12 protein-coding genes and 1 pseudogene are annotated in these 17,210 nt (G+C 45.0%); 9 read left to right on the forward strand and 4 right to left on the reverse strand.

Going from position 1 to position 17,210, the window contains the following annotated elements; all coding sequences use genetic code 11:
* Window positions 1-396 precede the first annotated feature (396 nt).
* Together ilvB and ilvN are read left to right on the forward strand one after the other, a co-directional pair.
* A complete protein-coding gene (gene ilvB / locus AB4Z29_RS31835) occupies window positions 397-2,133 on the forward strand; it encodes a biosynthetic-type acetolactate synthase large subunit (protein WP_441946896.1) in 1,737 nt (578 codons plus the stop codon).
* A complete protein-coding gene (gene ilvN / locus AB4Z29_RS31840; protein WP_441946897.1) occupies window positions 2,130-2,621 on the forward strand; it encodes an acetolactate synthase small subunit in 492 nt (163 codons plus the stop codon). Before ilvB ends, ilvN begins: the two co-directional genes overlap by 4 nt.
* 128 nt (window positions 2,622-2,749) lie before the next feature.
* Here ilvN and AB4Z29_RS31845 read toward each other — a convergent pair whose 3' ends face one another.
* Window positions 2,750-4,165 (reverse strand): MFS transporter, encoded by a 1,416-nt coding sequence (locus tag AB4Z29_RS31845; RefSeq protein WP_441946898.1) that lies wholly within the window; start codon window positions 4,163-4,165, stop codon window positions 2,750-2,752.
* A 159-nt stretch (window positions 4,166-4,324) separates the two neighbouring features.
* Here AB4Z29_RS31845 and AB4Z29_RS31850 point away from each other — a divergent pair, with 159 nt between their 5' ends.
* Window positions 4,325-4,987: a TetR/AcrR family transcriptional regulator gene (locus tag AB4Z29_RS31850; protein ID WP_441946899.1), complete on the forward strand. Its 663-nt coding sequence runs from the start codon at window positions 4,325-4,327 to the stop codon at window positions 4,985-4,987.
* Window positions 4,988-5,194: 207 nt separating this feature from the next.
* Here AB4Z29_RS31850 and AB4Z29_RS31855 read toward each other — a convergent pair whose 3' ends face one another.
* Window positions 5,195-6,646 carry a SpoVR family protein gene (locus AB4Z29_RS31855; RefSeq protein WP_441946900.1) on the reverse strand — a complete coding sequence of 484 codons (1,452 nt, stop codon included), beginning with the start codon at window positions 6,644-6,646 and terminating at the stop codon, window positions 5,195-5,197.
* Window positions 6,647-6,870: 224 nt separating this feature from the next.
* On the opposite strand from AB4Z29_RS31855, the gene AB4Z29_RS31860 reads away from it, so the two are divergent.
* A complete protein-coding gene (locus AB4Z29_RS31860) occupies window positions 6,871-7,605 on the forward strand; it encodes a YceI family protein (protein WP_441946901.1) in 735 nt (244 codons plus the stop codon).
* 57 nt (window positions 7,606-7,662) lie between these two features.
* Here the strand turns inward: AB4Z29_RS31860 and AB4Z29_RS31865 are convergent, their stop codons facing one another.
* Window positions 7,663-8,568 carry a sensor domain-containing diguanylate cyclase gene (locus AB4Z29_RS31865; protein ID WP_441946902.1) on the reverse strand — a complete coding sequence of 302 codons (906 nt, stop codon included), beginning with the start codon at window positions 8,566-8,568 and terminating at the stop codon, window positions 7,663-7,665.
* A gap of 320 nt (window positions 8,569-8,888) precedes the next feature.
* Between AB4Z29_RS31865 and arfA the strand changes: the two genes are divergently transcribed.
* The 5 genes and pseudogenes from arfA to AB4Z29_RS31890 all read left to right on the forward strand — a co-directional run bounded on the left by arfA (window position 8,889) and on the right by AB4Z29_RS31890 (window position 15,752).
* Window positions 8,889-10,400: an arabinosylfuranosidase ArfA gene (gene arfA, locus AB4Z29_RS31870; RefSeq protein WP_441946903.1), complete on the forward strand. Its 1,512-nt coding sequence runs from the start codon at window positions 8,889-8,891 to the stop codon at window positions 10,398-10,400.
* Between the two features lie 86 nt (window positions 10,401-10,486).
* Entirely contained in the window at window positions 10,487-11,407 is a 921-nt protein-coding gene (locus tag AB4Z29_RS31875) for an ArsR/SmtB family transcription factor (protein ID WP_441946904.1), read from the forward strand.
* Window positions 11,408-11,505: 98 nt separating this feature from the next.
* A pseudogene (locus tag AB4Z29_RS31880) lies at window positions 11,506-13,236 on the forward strand (ABC transporter ATP-binding protein).
* Complete coding sequence (locus AB4Z29_RS31885) at window positions 13,229-15,091, forward strand: ABC transporter ATP-binding protein (protein ID WP_441946905.1); 1,863 nt, start codon at window positions 13,229-13,231, stop codon at window positions 15,089-15,091. The pseudogene AB4Z29_RS31880 and the gene AB4Z29_RS31885 overlap by 8 nt, the downstream one beginning before the upstream one ends.
* Before the next feature lie 97 nt (window positions 15,092-15,188).
* Window positions 15,189-15,752: a YkvA family protein gene (locus AB4Z29_RS31890; RefSeq protein ID WP_441946906.1), complete on the forward strand. Its 564-nt coding sequence runs from the start codon at window positions 15,189-15,191 to the stop codon at window positions 15,750-15,752.
* 88 nt (window positions 15,753-15,840) lie between these two features.
* Here AB4Z29_RS31890 and glsA read toward each other — a convergent pair whose 3' ends face one another.
* Complete coding sequence (gene glsA / locus AB4Z29_RS31895; protein ID WP_441946907.1) at window positions 15,841-16,782, reverse strand: glutaminase A; 942 nt, start codon at window positions 16,780-16,782, stop codon at window positions 15,841-15,843.
* Between the last annotated feature and the right edge of the window lie 428 nt (window positions 16,783-17,210).

The raw sequence follows: 17,210 nt of genomic DNA on the forward strand, positions 1-17,210 counted from the left end.
CAGTTATGACAGCTGCTTTCTGTCTACTGAGGACGAGAGGGGTTATTTGTTTTTATAATGTAAAAGCGATGAAGAGAAAAAAATATGAAGGCTCTTATGTCCAGAGAGCAAAGGAAACGCTGAAACCTTTGCCATAATCCCTTTGTATGATGTCGTCTCGGAGCTTTTGATCGAAAGTTGAATCGAGATTTGGTTCGATGAGTAGGCTCAAACGGAAAGGCACACGTTATCGTGCTGCAGGTAAGGGAAACCTTACCTCATGAGGCTAGAATCGCAAGGTTCTTGGCAAATCAGGGTGGTACCACGAAATCTTCCCCTTTCGTCCCTTCAGTTACGACAGCTGCTTTCTGTCGACTGAGGACGAGAGGGGTTATTTATATTTAAGGAGGAAATCAAATGGAAGAAGTATCTATGTTCACGAACAAGACAGATCAAACCTCACAGGATTTGTTATCGGGATCGGAGGTCCTGTTACGCTGCTTGCTAATGGAAGGTACAGATTGCGTATTTGGGTACCCAGGAGGAAATGTCCTTTACATTTATGATGCAATGGTAAGTCATCCAGATTTCAAACACATTTTGACTCGCCACGAACAAGGTGCTATCCATGCGGCGGACGGATATGCTCGATCAACAGGAAAGACAGGAGTATGCATCGCAACCTCTGGACCAGGGGCGACTAATTTAGTTACTGGAATTGCGACGGCCTATATGGATTCTGTACCGCTTGTGATTATTACTGGTAACGTTCCAACAACAGTCATTGGTACGGATGCATTTCAGGAAGCAGACATTATTAGTATTACAATGCCAATAACCAAACACAGCTATTCCGTACGTGACGTTCATGATCTGCCGCGCATCATCCATGAAGCGTTTTATATTGCAAGCACGGGAAGGAAAGGTCCGGTATTGATCGACATTCCTAAAGACGTGTCCAATCATAAAATGTATTATGCTCCATCAAACAAACTAAATTTACATTTACAGGGTTACCGTGCGACTCCAAGTCCCGATCCAACGGAAATAGATAAATTGATTCAGGCCATTGCAGAGTCAGAAAAACCGGTCATTATAGCTGGTGGCGGGGTGGTATATTCTAATGCATCAGATGAGCTGCTGAAATTTGTGAATCTAACAAAAATTCCGGTGACAACCACATTGCTCGGTTTAGGCGGTTTTCCAAGTGCCCACGATTTGTGGTTAGGCATGTTAGGTCATCATGGCACGTATACGGCGAATATGGCCATTCAAAACGCTGATCTCATCCTTTCAATTGGATCACGATTTGATGACCGGGTCACAATGAAGGTCGATGGCTTTGCTCCAAAAGCCAAATGGATTGCCCACATCGATATTGATCCAGCAGAAATTGGGAAGATTATCAAAACAGATATAGCTTGTGTCGGAGATATAAAAGCTGTACTTGAATATGCAAATACAAAAGCAAAGCCCTCAAAATCAAGTAGCTGGATCAGTAATATTCAAGAAAACAAGTCCATGTATCCATTAAGGTATAAAGATTCCGATACGGAGCTTAAACCGCAATTTGTTCTTGAAATGATCCATTCAACAACAGGAGGGAATGCGATTATAACCACTGACGTAGGTCAGCACCAAATGTGGGTTGCACAATTTTATAAATTTAATCATTCACGTTCATTGGTAACTTCCGGGGGTTCTGGAACAATGGGATTCGGATTTCCCTCTGCTATAGGTGCTCAGGTAGGTAATCCAAACCGTCTCGTTATTTCTATAAACGGTGACGGGGGAATGCAGATGTGCGCACAAGAGATGGCGATTTGTTCTATTAACAATATACCTGTCAAAATTGTCGTCATTAACAATCAAGTGTTAGGGATGGTTAGACAACAGCAGGAGATCATTTACGAAAGTCGTTATAGTCAAATAGATCTTGCTGGTAGTCCCGATTTCGTAAAACTAGCTGAAGCTTACGGAGTTAAGGGATTAAGAGCAAGCACCAAAGCAGAGGCGCACCATATTTGGCAAGAGGCGTTGGAGACGCCTGGACCTGTGCTTGTTGAGTTTGTTGTGCCAAGAGAAGAAAATGTATATCCAATGGTTCTCGGTGGAACGACATTAGATCAGTTGATAATGGGGGATTTCGAATGATAAAGAAACATACAATTTCTGTCCTGGTTCATAATCAGCCTGGTGTTCTACAGCGAGTATCAGGTTTGTTCGGTCGCCGTGGTTTTAACATCGATAGTATCACGGTTGGTGGCAGTCATGTGAATGGATTGTCACAGATCATTATTGTGACTTCTTGTGATGATCGAACGATTGAACAAGTAGAAAAACAACTTAACAAACTAATCGATGTTACTCAGGTGTCCCATTTAAGCTCTAATCCATTGGTAGTGAGAGAACTCGCCTTTATCAAAGTAAAGGTGGAGCCATCCATACGTCCAGAAATCTTTGGGGTGGTTGACACTTTCCGTGCTTCGGTCATTGATATGGGACCAAATAACCTAATCATTCAAATCGTTGGGGAAATTGAGAAAATTGAAGCTATGGTTGAACTTTTAGAACCATACGGAATATTGGAGTTATCTCGAACGGGTACTACTGCAATGATACGCGGAGATAACTATCAATAAACATGAATCCAATCAAAAAGACTTAGCCAGCCTAAGTTTATGCAGCTTTCCGTTTGATAGAATAGATATAAGGACGATTTTCCATTCAAGAAACGAATGGAAAATCGTCTTTTTTGCCATAATCTATATTAAGCAGCTTTCTGGGATTGCTCTTTAACTGCGCTGCGTTTTGGGAGAAAACAAAATAGCACGACGACAAGGGAAGCGGTAATAAATATTGCTGAACCCATTATGGCTACAGAAGTAGCGTGAGCAAACTGCTGATTTAAAGGCAATGCTGCTGATCGGCTAGCAGCTTCAAAGACAGTAACAAGAACGGCTATTCCCAACGAACTTCCTGTTTGATGAGCTACATTGATAAGACCGGAAGCAGCACCTGAATCACGTGAGTCTACACCAGATAGTCCAATCGTTGTTAATGGAAGAAAGACCATTCCAGAGCCGATACCCATGACCATCAAAGGTAGAAAAATCTGTGGAAAAAATGGAGAGTCTGTTGAGATTTGGCTTAGCCAGCTTGTACCCATAATCGCAATGACCAGGCCGACGACCAGCACCTTTACATTTCCAAGACGCGCTATTAGCCATGGCATAACATACATCATCCCAAACTGAACAGCTGTGAAAGGCAGAAACGCCAACCCGGATTCAAAGGAAGAGAAACCAAGCACATTCTGCAAAAATTGCGGAATAAAGAAAAATACAGAAAAATTACCGCATACAAGTAAGAGCCTTCCGAGATAGGCTCCTGATCGCTGGCGGTTAGCAAACAGACGCAGCGGAATAATCGGTTGTTTCGCACGTGCCTCAATAAACACGAATGACACTAACATTACAACTCCAATACTAAGTGAAAGCATGGTCTCCAAGTTTCCCCATCCATTAGCTGCTGCCTGTACAAAACCATATACGAGTGCAGTTATTCCAAAAACGGAAGTTAATGCTCCCATTAAATCAAAATGTCCTGTGTTTTTTTCCGTTTCTGGCAAAAAGCGTGGAACCATAAAGAGCAGAGCGATCCCAATAGGGACATTGAGAAACATTCCTACCCGCCAAGAAATGAGATCGGTCAGGATTCCGCCAAGAATGAGGCCGATACTTCCGCCTGCTCCTGCTACAGCACTATATAACGCGATTGCTTTGGTGCGTTCCTTCGGTTCCACAAAGGTCACCGCTAAAAGTGCGAGTGTGGAGGGGGTTGCAATTGCTGCAGCAAGGCCTTGCAACGCACGGGTAATGAACAAAAATTCAGCAGATTGGGCTATGCCAACCAATATAGAGGCCAATGTAAACAAAGCAATCCCAACGCTAAACATTTTTCTTCGTCCCCAAATATCTCCCGCCCGCGCACCAAGCAGCATGAGTCCGCCAAAAGCTAAAATATAGGCATTTTGCACCCAGCTTAAATGGGCGGTTGTGAGATTAAGGGTGCGGCCAATCTCTGGCAAGGCCGTTACCATGATGGAAGCGTCGAGTACAATCATAAGCTGGCACGCAATGATAATGGTTAACATGATTTGTTTAGACTTACTGATAATAATCATCCTCTCAACTGAAGTTCAAGCTTGTTGATATGGATCATATCACACAACTTTTTTAAAGTATACACTTTATATCTTTTTTGTCTATTTAGTTTTTATTGTGTTTTTGTTGAAAAATTACGTATAATAAGAAGAAGCGTTTGCAGGAGGTTATCCACTAATATGATTCTTGAGAGCCAGCAGGATAAAGCAAGAAATAAATTACTGAAAAAGTTAATCTCATCTGTCATGAAGGATGGTTTTCAGCATTTGCGGATGGATGACATTGCCAAGAGCATGTTCGTTAGTAGAGCTACCATGTACAAGTACTTTTCTTCAAAAGAAGAGGTGATTGAAGGAGTTGTACGCATATTCATAGATTATTTGGATAAGATGGAAGATCGGATGAAGGAAGACGATGAAAAATGGTTCGGGATCTGGTTTCAAAAATTATTTGAACAGTCAGTTAATCTTGTTGGCAAGATTTCTGATGTTTTTTTAAAGGATCTTCAAGCGGTTTATCCCGATTTATACGATAATTTGAAAAGCACTTTGAACAAACGTGAAGAAATGACTATAGAATTTTATCAGGACGGAAAAGAAAAAGGCATTTTTAATTTAATAAATGAAAAGTTTATTTTGCTTCAGGACGATATTTTGCTCAGGGAAATTATTGATATGAAGTATTTGCTTTACAACCAAATGTCCATCGAACAAGTACTCTATGATTACTATCAGTTTAAAAAAATTCAGTTATTCAAAGCGGAAAAACTATCAATCGTTGACGATTCAAATATGAACCCGATCATAGATCATCTTGTGGAGAAATTTAACCGCTCGCTGTAATACAGATCGAATATAGTAGAATAAGAGAAATTAAATGAAGCTAATATATGCACTTACGGGGTTGCTTAGGGAGATTTCAATATCAAACGGGTGAGAGTGTGAGTTTTAGGACTCATGGAGCGTGTTGACCAACTTGTAATCTAAAGTGAACGTATACAAAAACACCGGATCCTAGGATCCGGTGTTTGGTTTACGCCAATATGATCGTTAAACAAACTTCCGACTGGTCTTCTTCCCGTCACAGCTAAACACGATCTTCTTATCCTCGACGAACGTCTCCAGATGTACGTTTTTCCCCCAAAGCTGAACGACATGGGGAAGTGTTCGCTCCACATATTTCAGATCAAGCTCCATACCTTCATATTCATGAATGAGATACAGCTCACCCACACGATTGAAGTCGCCGTCCTTCACCATCAGACTAGGAAACCCGCCGTTGACCTTGGAATAGACAAGCTGGTCTCGAATATTCTCCCACGACTTATCCGTTATTTTCCACTCGGGTCCTTTTTTCTCGAAAATGTACAGGTCCAAATCGTTAACCAAATCCTTAGTCAGATAGTTACGTAGGAAGGAGATATCCGAGTCGAGCTCACGAACCTCGAACATCTTCTCTCTGCCCTTGCCTGGAACGCGGCCGAATCGACGCATCTCCTCTGCAGTCGGATTATCGAAACGGCGTTCGATATCTTCAAATATTTTCAAACCTAAATAGTAGGGATTTAAGCTATGCCGTGATGGTTGCACAACCGAAGAGTTTAGTTTAGCAAATTCAATCGTTTCCTCGCTAGTCAGATCCAGCTCGCGTATGATACGTTGATGCCAGTAGGAAGCCCAGCCTTCGTTCATGATTTTAGTCTCGATTTGTGGCCAGAAGTATAGCATCTCATCACGAAGCATAGATAGAATATCACGCTGCCAATCTTGAAGCGTAGGGGAGTATTCCTCAATGAACCAGATTACATCTTTTTCGGGTCTTGGTGGGAAGCGTTTAGCATCTAATGCTTGGGATTGAGCGGCTGATTCAGCAGCAGCTGTCCGATCAGGATCTAGATTCCATAAATCATCATACTGCGAGGCAGGGATGTTCCATTCTGAGCGTTGGCTGTCCTTTTGCACCATTTCGATATAGCGTTTCTTATCTAGCTGGTAAGGTTTTATAAGTGTGGGATCGACGTGCTCTTGTATAGCTAGAATGGCATCAATAAACTTCTCGACAGCCTCGGTGCCATGATCCATCTCATATTGATGAATACGATCTGCAGTTGCAGACATGCTTTCGACCATGTTCCGATTCGTCACGCCAAAACGAGCATTATTTTTGAAGAAATCACAGTGAGCCAGCACGTGAGCAACAATAAGCTTGTTTTGAATTAAAGAATTACCATCGAGAAGAAAGGCATAACAAGGGTTAGAATTAATAACGAGTTCATAAATTTTGCTCAATCCAAAATCGTACTGTAATTTCATTTTGTTAAAGCTTTTACCAAAGCTCCAATGGCTAAACCTCGTAGGCATGCCATACGCACCGAATGTATAAATGATTTCTGCTGGGCAGATCTCATATCGCATTTGGTAAAAGTCCAACCCAAACCCTTGCGCGATTTCAGTTATTTCATCGATGGATCTCTCCAGCGCGCGAATTTCATCCTGTTTCATTCGTCATCCCTCCGCACTCGAAAATACGATTCATACCATGTGTATGTAGAGATGGCCAAGGTTATGACGCCGATTAGCTGAATTTACAAGACGGAAAATATTTTCAGTTTTATTTAAGCTTTGTTTCAGATTGTTCTCAGACTGTTACATTACACTTTGTAGTGTGGTGGAGAAACGGGAAAAACAACAGACACCTTCCACAAAACAATAGAGGAGGGAAAGCGATGAAAAATAAAAAGATTGCTATACTGGCAGCAGCAATGATTATCGTTATAGGTGGTGCTCTCTACTATGTGTATGACGGCCTAACCGGGAATCACGTGGAAATTGAAAGTGTGATTGCTGAGGCTCCGGCTACAGATAACAGCGGTACCTTAGAGGGAACGTCAGGCAATGCGGCGCAAGAAGAAACGGAAGCGGCAGAAACGTCCGAGGAAGCTGCGGATGTAGACGGAACTTGGGCAATCAACGGTGATTCAAAAGTGTACTTCTCCGTGACAACTTCACGTGATACGGTTAATTACGAAATCGGTAAGGTAACGGGCTCGTGGCAGTTGAATACGGCCGATCCGGCACAGACGAGTGCAGTTGGTACAGTTGATGTAACTAGCATGGATTCGGGAAATTCACAGCGGGACAAGCATATCTCGGAAGCAGAGTACTTAGATACAGCCCAATTTCCGAATGCCGAGTTTAAAGCCATTTCCTTTGAAGGACTCCCTTCGGAATGGAAGTCAGGAGATGTTTATGATGTGAGCATGAAAGGTGAATTAACCGTAAAAGGGATTACGAAGGAGGTTACTTTTGCAGGGAAAACTTCATATGATGGAGGATCGTTGAAGCTCGAAGCAAATACGGTAGTGACATTCGGTGATTTCGGCATGAAGAATCCACATACCGTTGTGATGGAAACAGAAAACAATTTAACGATTGAACTGAGGCTGCTCCTTAGCAAATAACCCAAAAACCTTTGAAGCGATACTGCAGGGCTTTTATGCTCTTTGCCAGCGGCGCTTTCAAAGGTTTTTTTCGTTCTGTTTGATGCCGTACATAGCCTGATCGGCATCGCTGATCAGATTTTTCAGACTGTTGCTTGTGCCATGGGTGGAGCTGATGCCAATACTGGCGGATATGCGAATCGCATGCCCGTCAATCGAGAAAGGCTCGTTGAATGATTCTTTGATCTTGCCGGCAACGAAATCAATATCTTGGTTACCAACGAGATGCTGGAAGCAGATGACGAATTCATCCCCGCCGTACCTAACGAGTACATCGGATTTACGGACATTTTGCTTAAGCCTAGCTGCTATCTGAAGCAGAAGCAGATCTCCGAAGTCATGGCCAAAGGAGTCATTTACTTCTTTAAAATCATCAATATCAATGAACATGACACTAAACTGCTTGTCTGATCCGTTGAAATGGAGATGAGACAAATAGCGCCGATTATATAGGCCGGTCAGGCTATCGGTAACGCTTGCATTCTCAAGCTCTACAACGTATCCGAAAAAGGATGCCAATGACTCTACAAACGCGAGTTGGCTATCATCCAAATGGATAGGATCAGCGTGTAAAGCGCAGATGGTTCCAACAACCTGTTTATCGGATTTAATGGGAACACCGATTAAAGAGCGAGCTCCGAGCTGCTTTGTAATCGCTAACGATGCTGTCCGCTGATCAAGGAGGAGGTTAGGGATTCGTAATGAGGGTTCGGTATGCATAGCGATGAGGTTACTGTAGCTGTGCAGCAACGAAAGCGGAATGTTGCTCTGCATCCAAGTCTCATGACGGTTAAATGCCCGAATGATTCTACTGCCCTGTCCGTCACATGCAGTGATGAAAAGGGTATCTACCTGTAGAAAGTGCTTCAAGGTGTTAAGGATCTGGTCGGCTGCATCTTCTAGCGAGCGTGTGTGACTGCTCATGCTCTCAACTCCTGCCGTATTGTAGAACAAAGGACTTGCCTTATGGTTCTATAGTAGTCTAAAACAAAAGCTAACTCAAGGAATAAATGATAATAATTAGGAAAATTGAACTACTTTTCGAACCGAACTTAATCTTTAGGCTTATACCGTCGTTCTTATAAAATGATATTGAATTAGAATAATAAATATATTAATTCAATATACATAAAATTAATACTTGAATTAATCTGCTAGCTATAGTTAAATATGAGTTAGTGATAGTTTACAAGGCTTGACTGAACAATTATTGAACATACACTTTTATTGTGAGGCGGATGATCATGACAGACAAAGCGACGATGATTGTAGACAAGGATTTTCAAATTGGCGAAGTAGACAAACGTATTTATGGCTCATTCATTGAGCATCTAGGTCGGGCTGTGTATGGCGGTATATATGAGGCAGATCATCCGCAAGCCGATGAGCAGGGGTTCCGCTCGGATGTGCTGGAGCTTGTAAAAGGGCTTGATGTACCGATCGTTCGTTATCCTGGAGGCAATTTTGTATCCGGTTACAACTGGGAGGATGGCGTAGGTCCGGTTGATCAGCGCCCGAAGAGGCTTGAGCTGGCTTGGAGAACAATTGAACCGAACTGGATTGGCTTCAACGAGTTTATGGATTGGTGCAAAAAGGCGAACACTGACGCTATGATGGCTGTCAATTTAGGGACTCGCGGCATCGATGACGCCCGCAACCTTATTGAATATTCGAACCACAAATCAGGCTCCTATTGGAGCGATCTGCGCATTCAGCATGGTTATAAGGACCCGCATAACGTGAAAACATGGTGTTTGGGCAACGAAATGGATGGCCCTTGGCAAATCGGACATAAAACCTCTGTAGAATATGGACGTCTTGCGAACGAGACAGGCAAAGCGATGCGATGGGTTGATCCAACGATAGAATTAGTGGCAAGCGGCAGCTCATTCATTGGTATGCCAACCTTCCCGGAATGGGAAGCTACCGTACTGGATCTGGCATATGATACGGTCGATTATGTCTCAATCCATCAGTATTACGGCAACGCTCAGAACGATACGCCTAACTTTCTAGCTCAATCGATAAGTATGGATTCCTATATTAACACGGTCATTTCGACCTGTGATTATGTACAAGCAAAGAAACGCGGCAAGAAGAAAATTAATTTATCGTTTGACGAATGGAATGTCTGGTACCACTCTAACGCACAGGATAAAAAGCTGGATCCTTGGCAAATTGCTCCACCTCAGCTAGAAGACGTTTATAATCATGAAGATGCGCTGGTTGTTGGTTGTATGCTCATCAGCATGCTGAAGCGTGCTGACCGGGTGAAGATGGCTTGCATCGCACAGCTGGTTAACGTTATCGCCCCAATCATGACGCAAAACGGCGGACCTGCTTGGAAGCAAACGATTTATTATCCATATATGCACGCGAGCATCTTCGGACGCGGAACGGTATTGGTGCCGCTCGTGAAATCGCCGAAACATGATACGAAAGATTTTACGGACGTGCCTTACCTAGAAACGGTAGCCGTGCATAATGAGGAGAAAGAGGAAGTTACGATCTTCGCGGTGAACCGCAATATCGAGGAAGCACTCCCTTTTGAGATCGATCTTCGCAGCTTTGGCGCTTTCACGGTATCGGAGCACATTGTACTCGAACATGAGGATCTGAAAATGACAAATACGGCTGAAGCGCCTAACCGCGTGACGCCGCATACTTCAGGCAATGCAGCTCTTGCCGATGGCGGAAAAATTCAAGCAACGCTCAGCAAAGCTTCTTGGAACGTGATTCGTATCAAGCTGACATAGCAGTGAAATGGGGGTGTCGGGAAGCCGCAATTACGGCTTTTGGGATGCCCCTCTCTTGTTATACAATAGAGAAAGGAGGCGAGAAAATGATACAAGCCAATACGGACGAACAATGGCTGCCTTTATATGAAGCGTTAGCAAGCCCGGTAAGGTTATCCATCATAAATCTGCTGGCTGCAGATATGATGAACGTAAAGGAGCTGGCCGAGGCTATCGGACTCAGCAGTGCGATTGTTACGATGCATGTCAGAAAGCTGGAGAAGGCAGGCATTGTACATACCAAAATGGTACGCAAGCAGGGTGGAACCCATAAAATTTGTTCACTTGCAGAGCATTCCATTTCGATTGAGCTTCCGAATCCTGCACTGGATGTGAAGAAGGTGCATGACGTGAGCGTGCCAGTAGGCCATTTTACCGAGTTTGAGGTGTTTCCGACTTGCGGCATTGCTACGGTTGACAAGATGATCGGACAGTTTGACGATCCGCGCTTCTTTCTGGAGCCGGAGCGGATGAACGCGGGGATATTGTGGTTCGGCAAAGGCTATGTCGAATATAAGGTGCCGAATTATTTAGTAGCGGGTCAACGCCCCGTAGCGCTGGAAATTACATTAGAGCTGGGGTCGGAAGCGCCAGGCGTCAACGAGAATTGGCCATCGGATATCGACTTCTCGCTGAATGGCATGGATATCGGAATGTGGACGAGCCCAGGCGACTATGGAGATGTTAGAGGAAGGTTTTCACCGGCATGGTGGGGAGATCGCGTCAATCAGTACGGTTTGTTGAAGGTAATCCGGATCCAAGAGAACGGAACGCTCATTGATGGACAGCATATGTCAGCAGTCAGCATTGGCGAAATCGGACTGGAACGCAACTTTTGGACTTTCCGAATAGGGGTAAAGGAGGATGCGGTTCATGTCGGAGGCTTGACGTTGTATGGGAAGGGCTTCGGCAACTATAATCATGATATTATGTTTCGCGTCTTCTATGAAGATATTCGCGGCGTTTAAAGCGGCCAAAGCTGCTTCGAACCCGCGCTTTTCCTTTTGAAAGCGGTTATAATGAGTGAACGAGCTCGTTTAAGCCATTATTACTCGGAGGATTATAGATGCTGACTATGTTTGCTTATCTCAAAAAGTATCGATTTGCGGCTTATGTTGCCTTACTGCTTATGATAGTCGAGCTCATGGTAGAGCTGCTGCAGCCGTTTATTATTTCCAAAATTATTGATGATGGCATTGGCAGCAACAATTTAACCGTTGTCCTGAAATGGGGCGGCTTTCTGATTGGCTGCTCTATTATTGCTTTTGCAGCAGGCATTCTCAGCTCGTTTTACGCTTCTCACGTCAGTCAAAGCTTTGGCTTTGATCTGAGGGAGAGGCTGTATGAAAAAGTGCAATCGTTCTCATTCGCCAATTTTAACCGCTTTCCTGAATCATCGCTAATCACAAGGCTGACTAATGACGTCACGCAGCTGTAGAATACAGTCTTTATGGGCTTGCGGATTATGCTTCGCGCTCCGCTTCTCGTTATCGGGAGCATTGTGATGGCATTTGTCGTGCAGCCGAAGCTAGCGTTCTGGCTTGCTGCCGTCATTCCTTTTTTGGGTATATTTTTGTTGTGGGTGCTCAAAAAGGGTGAAAAGCTGTTCCGTTCCGTACAGCAGCAGCTGGATGCTGTGAACGGCGTCATGCAGCAAAACCTAATCGGAATGAGAATTATCCGCGTATTCGTGCGAATGAAGCATGAATCCTCCAGATTTTCGCAGTCTAGCGAGCAATTGATGAGCCGTACCGTTGCAGCGCTTCGCTTAACCGAGGTTACGATGCCTATCGTATTGCTTTTTATGAACGCAAGCGTGATGGCCGTATTATGGTTCGGAAGAATCGAGCTGGATACGAACGGTGCAACGGTGGGCGAGGTCATTGCCATTGTCAATTACGCAACGAGGACGACCGCGGCATTGTCTATTATGTCGATGATTGTAGTCAACTTCTCAAGAGCTCGCGCGTCGGCGCAACGGATGGAAGAGGTTTTGATTACGGAGCTTGACTTGACGGATGCGCAGGATAGCGATGAAAGCTTGGAGCTGCGAGCCGGGCATGTTTGCTTTGACAACGTGTCGTTTCATTATCMAGAAGGTGACGAGTACGTGCTGCGCAGCATTTCTTTCGCGGTCAAACCGGGTGAGACGATTGCCATAATGGGTGCGACAGGTTCAGGGAAATCCTCGCTTCTACAGCTGATTCCCAGGTTGTACGATGTGCAGTCCGGCATGATCAGCGTTGATGGCAGTGATAATCGGATGATGAAGCTGGGGCAGCTGCGCAGGCAGATCGGATATGTGCCTCAGGAGATTATGCTCTTTACGGGCTCTGTGGAAGAAAACATTCGTTGGGGCAAGGAAAACGCTACGCGTGATGAGGTTATTGAAGCGGCGAAGCTCGCACAAATACATGAGACCATTATGAAGCTGCCGGAGCAATACGATACGATTGTTGGCCAGAAGGGCGTTAATTTATCGGGCGGCCAGAAGCAGCGGCTTACGATTGCGAGAGCGTTGGTCAGAAAACCGGTTGTCCTCCTGTTGGATGACAGCACGAGTGCTTTGGATGTGAAGACAGAAGCTGCGCTTCTGCAAGCGCTTAAGCTAGTGAAATGCACGACTTTTCTCATTACCCAAAAAATAAGCTCAACGGTACTCGCTGATTCGATCTTGCTGCTGGACGAAGGCCAACTGCTCGCACAAGGCAAGCATGAGCAGCTTATTGAGCAATCGAGCCTATATCAAAAAATTTATGAATCACAGTTCGGGAAGGAAGGTGTATCCCGTGCTTAAAGCGTTGAAAGAACCTTTCCAATATGAGAGGAACATGGAAGGCGAAGCGGCAGATCCAGCTAGCCCAAAATCAGGGGCGCCGAGCAAGAAGAGCAAGCCGAGGGCGAGAAACACATCAGCCACGCTGAAGCAGATGTGGGGATATTTGATTCTGTACAAAGGACGGCTGGCCGCTGTCATGGTTATGGTCATTTTAAGCTCGGCCTTGTCATTGCTCGGACCATACCTGGCAGGTACGGCAATTGATCATTTTTTGATTGCTCGCGACAACGGCTTTATTGTGTTTCTCGCGGGAATGGGTATCGTCTACGTACTGCATTCGATCACCATGTGGCTGCAAAGTATTTGGATGATTGGCATCTCGCAGAAAACGGTTTATCGGATGCGCCTTCAATTGTTTGAGCATTTGCATAGACTTCCAATCCCGTATTTCAGTAGGCGTCAGCATGGTGAATTGATGAGCAGGGTTACGAACGATATTGAGAATGTAAGCTCATCCTTGAACAGCTCCGCCATTCAGGTGTTCTCGAGCATGCTGCTGCTTATTGGGACGGTTGCTGTCATGCTGTCACTCAGCCCGTTATTGACTTTGCTGACCTTTCTTGTCGTGCCATTAATGCTGATTGGCATGAAGTGGATAACAAAGCAGACAGGGCGGCTCTTCAAAGCCCAGCAGCGCAATCTAGGCGATTTGAATGGCTATATTGAAGAAACATTGTCCGGCCAGCGCATCGTAAAGGCATTCTCGCAGGAGCATACGGTCATCGCTGCCTTCAAGGAGCGCAACGAGCGCATCCGTTTATCCGGCTTCTGGGCGCAGGCAATCTCCGGATTTATTCCGAAGCTGATGAATGCGCTCAACAATTTAAGCTTTGCCATTATTGCTGGCGTAGGCGCTATTTTTGTGCTGAATGATCAAATAACGGTCGGCACGATTATTATATTCGCTGAATATTCGAGACAGTTTACGCGGCCGCTCAATGACTTGGCGAACCAATGGAATACGCTGCTCTCCGCAGTGGCAGGAGCGGAGCGGGTGTTCGATGTGCTAGGTGAAGAAGAGGAGCGTATTGATGAGGGGGCTGCGACAGAGCTGGCTGAGGTGAAAGGGAATGTCGTGTTCAGCCATGTGACCTTTGCCTATGAAGGACGCGCTTCCACCATCAGTGACGTCAGCTTTGAGCTGAAGCCGGGAGATACTATCGCGTTAGTAGGTCCGACGGGAGCCGGTAAAACGACATTGATCCAGTTGTTGTGCCGTTTCTATGATCCAAGCTCGGGCAGCATTATGATCGATGGTACGGATACCCGTATGATCAAACGTGAAAATTTGCGTTCGCATATGGCATTTGTGCTTCAGGATCCTTTCTTGTTTGAAGGGACGATTCTTGAGAATATTCGCTACGGCAAGCTCGATGCGGCAGACGAGGAGATTGAGCAGGCTGCGAAGTTTGCTAATGCCCATTCTTTTATTACGCGTTTGAAATCAGGCTACCAGTTCAGGCTTAAACAAGATGGCAGCGGAATCAGCCAAGGGCAAAAACAGCTGCTGGCGATTGCTAGAGCTATTCTTGCGAATCCTTCTATACTCGTGCTGGACGAAGCGACAAGCAGCATCGATACGGTTACGGAAATCAAAATCCAAGAGGCGCTTCAGCGGCTTATGCAAGGCCGAACCAGCTTTGTAATTGCCCATCGCTTAAATACGATTCAGCAAGCTGATCAAATCGTCGTGCTGCAGGATGGCCATATCATTGAGAAGGGCTCACATTCGGAGCTGGTAGAACAGAATGGCTATTACAGCTCCATGGTCAGCGGTCAATTGAAGAATGGGATGCTGAATGAGTCAAGCTAGCGTTTTGGTGGTTAATATTTAAAACGAAGCCTTATCAATATTGCAACTAATGCCGGGGCTATCGAGTATTAGTAGATATAACGTGGAGGTGGGATGCATGACAATAGCCCAGTGCGCTAATTGCGGACATAACAACGATGTGGATTCAACCAGCATAATGACTGCGCAATGCTCCTTTTGTGGCGAGAAGCTTGTAGAAGAAGCTGTTCCTTTTGAGGTTGCTGAGGAGGATGTGAACGCTTCCTTGACCTTGGATAAAGATAAACCATTAGAGGAAGTCGATATCAACAAATGGATTGGCAAAATCGGCGATCAAGACAAGCAAGCGAAATACGTGGAAGAAGGCTTTTGGGCAAAAGTAAAGCGGCATGCGGCCAAGGTGCCTTTTGCCAAGGAGGTCGTGACGCTTTATTATTGCTCGGCTGACCCGAATACACCGCTAAGCGCCAAAGCTACTGCAATCGGCGCGCTTGCCTACTGGATTCTGCCTCTTGATCTCATTCCAGATTTCCTGCCGGTGGCAGGCTTTGTCGATGATGCGACGGCTGTATTCATCGCTTACAGAGCGCTCAGCGGACAAATCAAGGATGAGCACCGCGATAAAGCGGAGCAGTTTTTTATTTTGAACAAGAATGTGAAGCTCATTAATCAACAGCCATAATTAGGCGGTTAAACAAAAAGGATGACCCGGCGAATTCGCTTCGGTGTCATCCTTTTCTCGTTATGGGAGCGCAGTGGTCTAAAATGGTCTAAAATAAGCTCCAATCGAATTGCTGCGACAAGGATTGCAGCAGATCGACTCCGGCTATGCTGTTTCCTTTGCGATTCAAGGAGGGACCAACCAAGCCTATGCCATATCTGCCGGGCACGATGGTTAAAATGCCGCCGGACACACCGCTTTTAGCCGGAAGCCCGACCTGGATAGCGAACTCTCCAGATGCGTTGTACATCCCGCAGGTTGTCATGAAGGTTTTGGCAATCTGAACATAACGGCGCGGAATAAGCACATCCCCAGTTAGCGGATTTACGCCGTTATGCGCGAGTATGAGTGCCATTTGAGCGATGTCTGCACAGGTCACGCTTACCGAGCAGTGTCGGAAATAAACGTCGAGAACATCCTCAACCTCACCTTTGAGCACACCGTTGTCTTTCAGAAAATAAGCCATGGAACGGTTCAAGTTAGCCGTTGCCGATTCAGAGCGATATACGTCAAGGTCCCAGCTCAGGGAGCTATTATTTGAAAGAAGGCGCAAGAATGACAGTACGCGCTCAGATTTTTCCAAACTGTCCTTGCCCGCAATCATTGAGGAAATCGCAATCGCACCGGCATTAATAAGAGGATTGAACGGGATGCCCGGCTGCACGAGCTCCAGCTTAAGCATGGAGTTGAAGTTGTCACCCGTAGGTTCCATGCCGACCTTATCAAAGACAGCTTCCTCTCCGTTATCCATTAAGGCTAGAATTAGCGTGAAGACCTTGGATATGCTTTGCATGGTAAAAGAGAGGCCCGCATCGCCTTCAGAAATGGAGTGACCTTTTGAATCGACGATATGAATGCCTAACGCGTCAATTGGCGATTTGGACAGTTCAGGGATATAAGAGGCTACCTTTCCATTGCTGCATTGACGTTTGCTTGATTCTACCCATAGAGGCAGCATTTTTTTGATCTGGTTCATTTCCGGTGCCAACATAAGTAGTGCTCCTCTGCTTTAGTGAGATTATGAATATCTGTCGAGTAGATGTCTTTTTATTCTATATGATTTGATGTGTGGTTATAAAGTTGAATCCTTCGGTGCCGACACGAAATCAGCATCGATTTTTACTTGTTTTCAGAAATAAATGAAATTGTAAAAGTTTTTTTGAATAAAAGCTTGACCAATTAGGAGGATGCATGATATATTCTAATTCCGGCCGAGAGAAACACGCGGTCGACAAGCAAAACAAACGTAGCAAACGAAAGAAAAGATTGCTCTTTGAAAACTGAACAACGAGTAATAACTGCCTCGCAAATCCTTCGGGATAAGCGAAAAAGCGATAACAAAGTAATGAGCATTTCAAACACCAATTTGGAGAGTTTGATCCTGGCTCAGGACGAACGCTGGCGGCGTGCCTAATACAT

Source organism: Paenibacillus sp. 2TAB23 (assembly GCF_052115165.1).
Taxonomy (GTDB): domain Bacteria; phylum Bacillota; class Bacilli; order Paenibacillales; family Paenibacillaceae; genus Pristimantibacillus.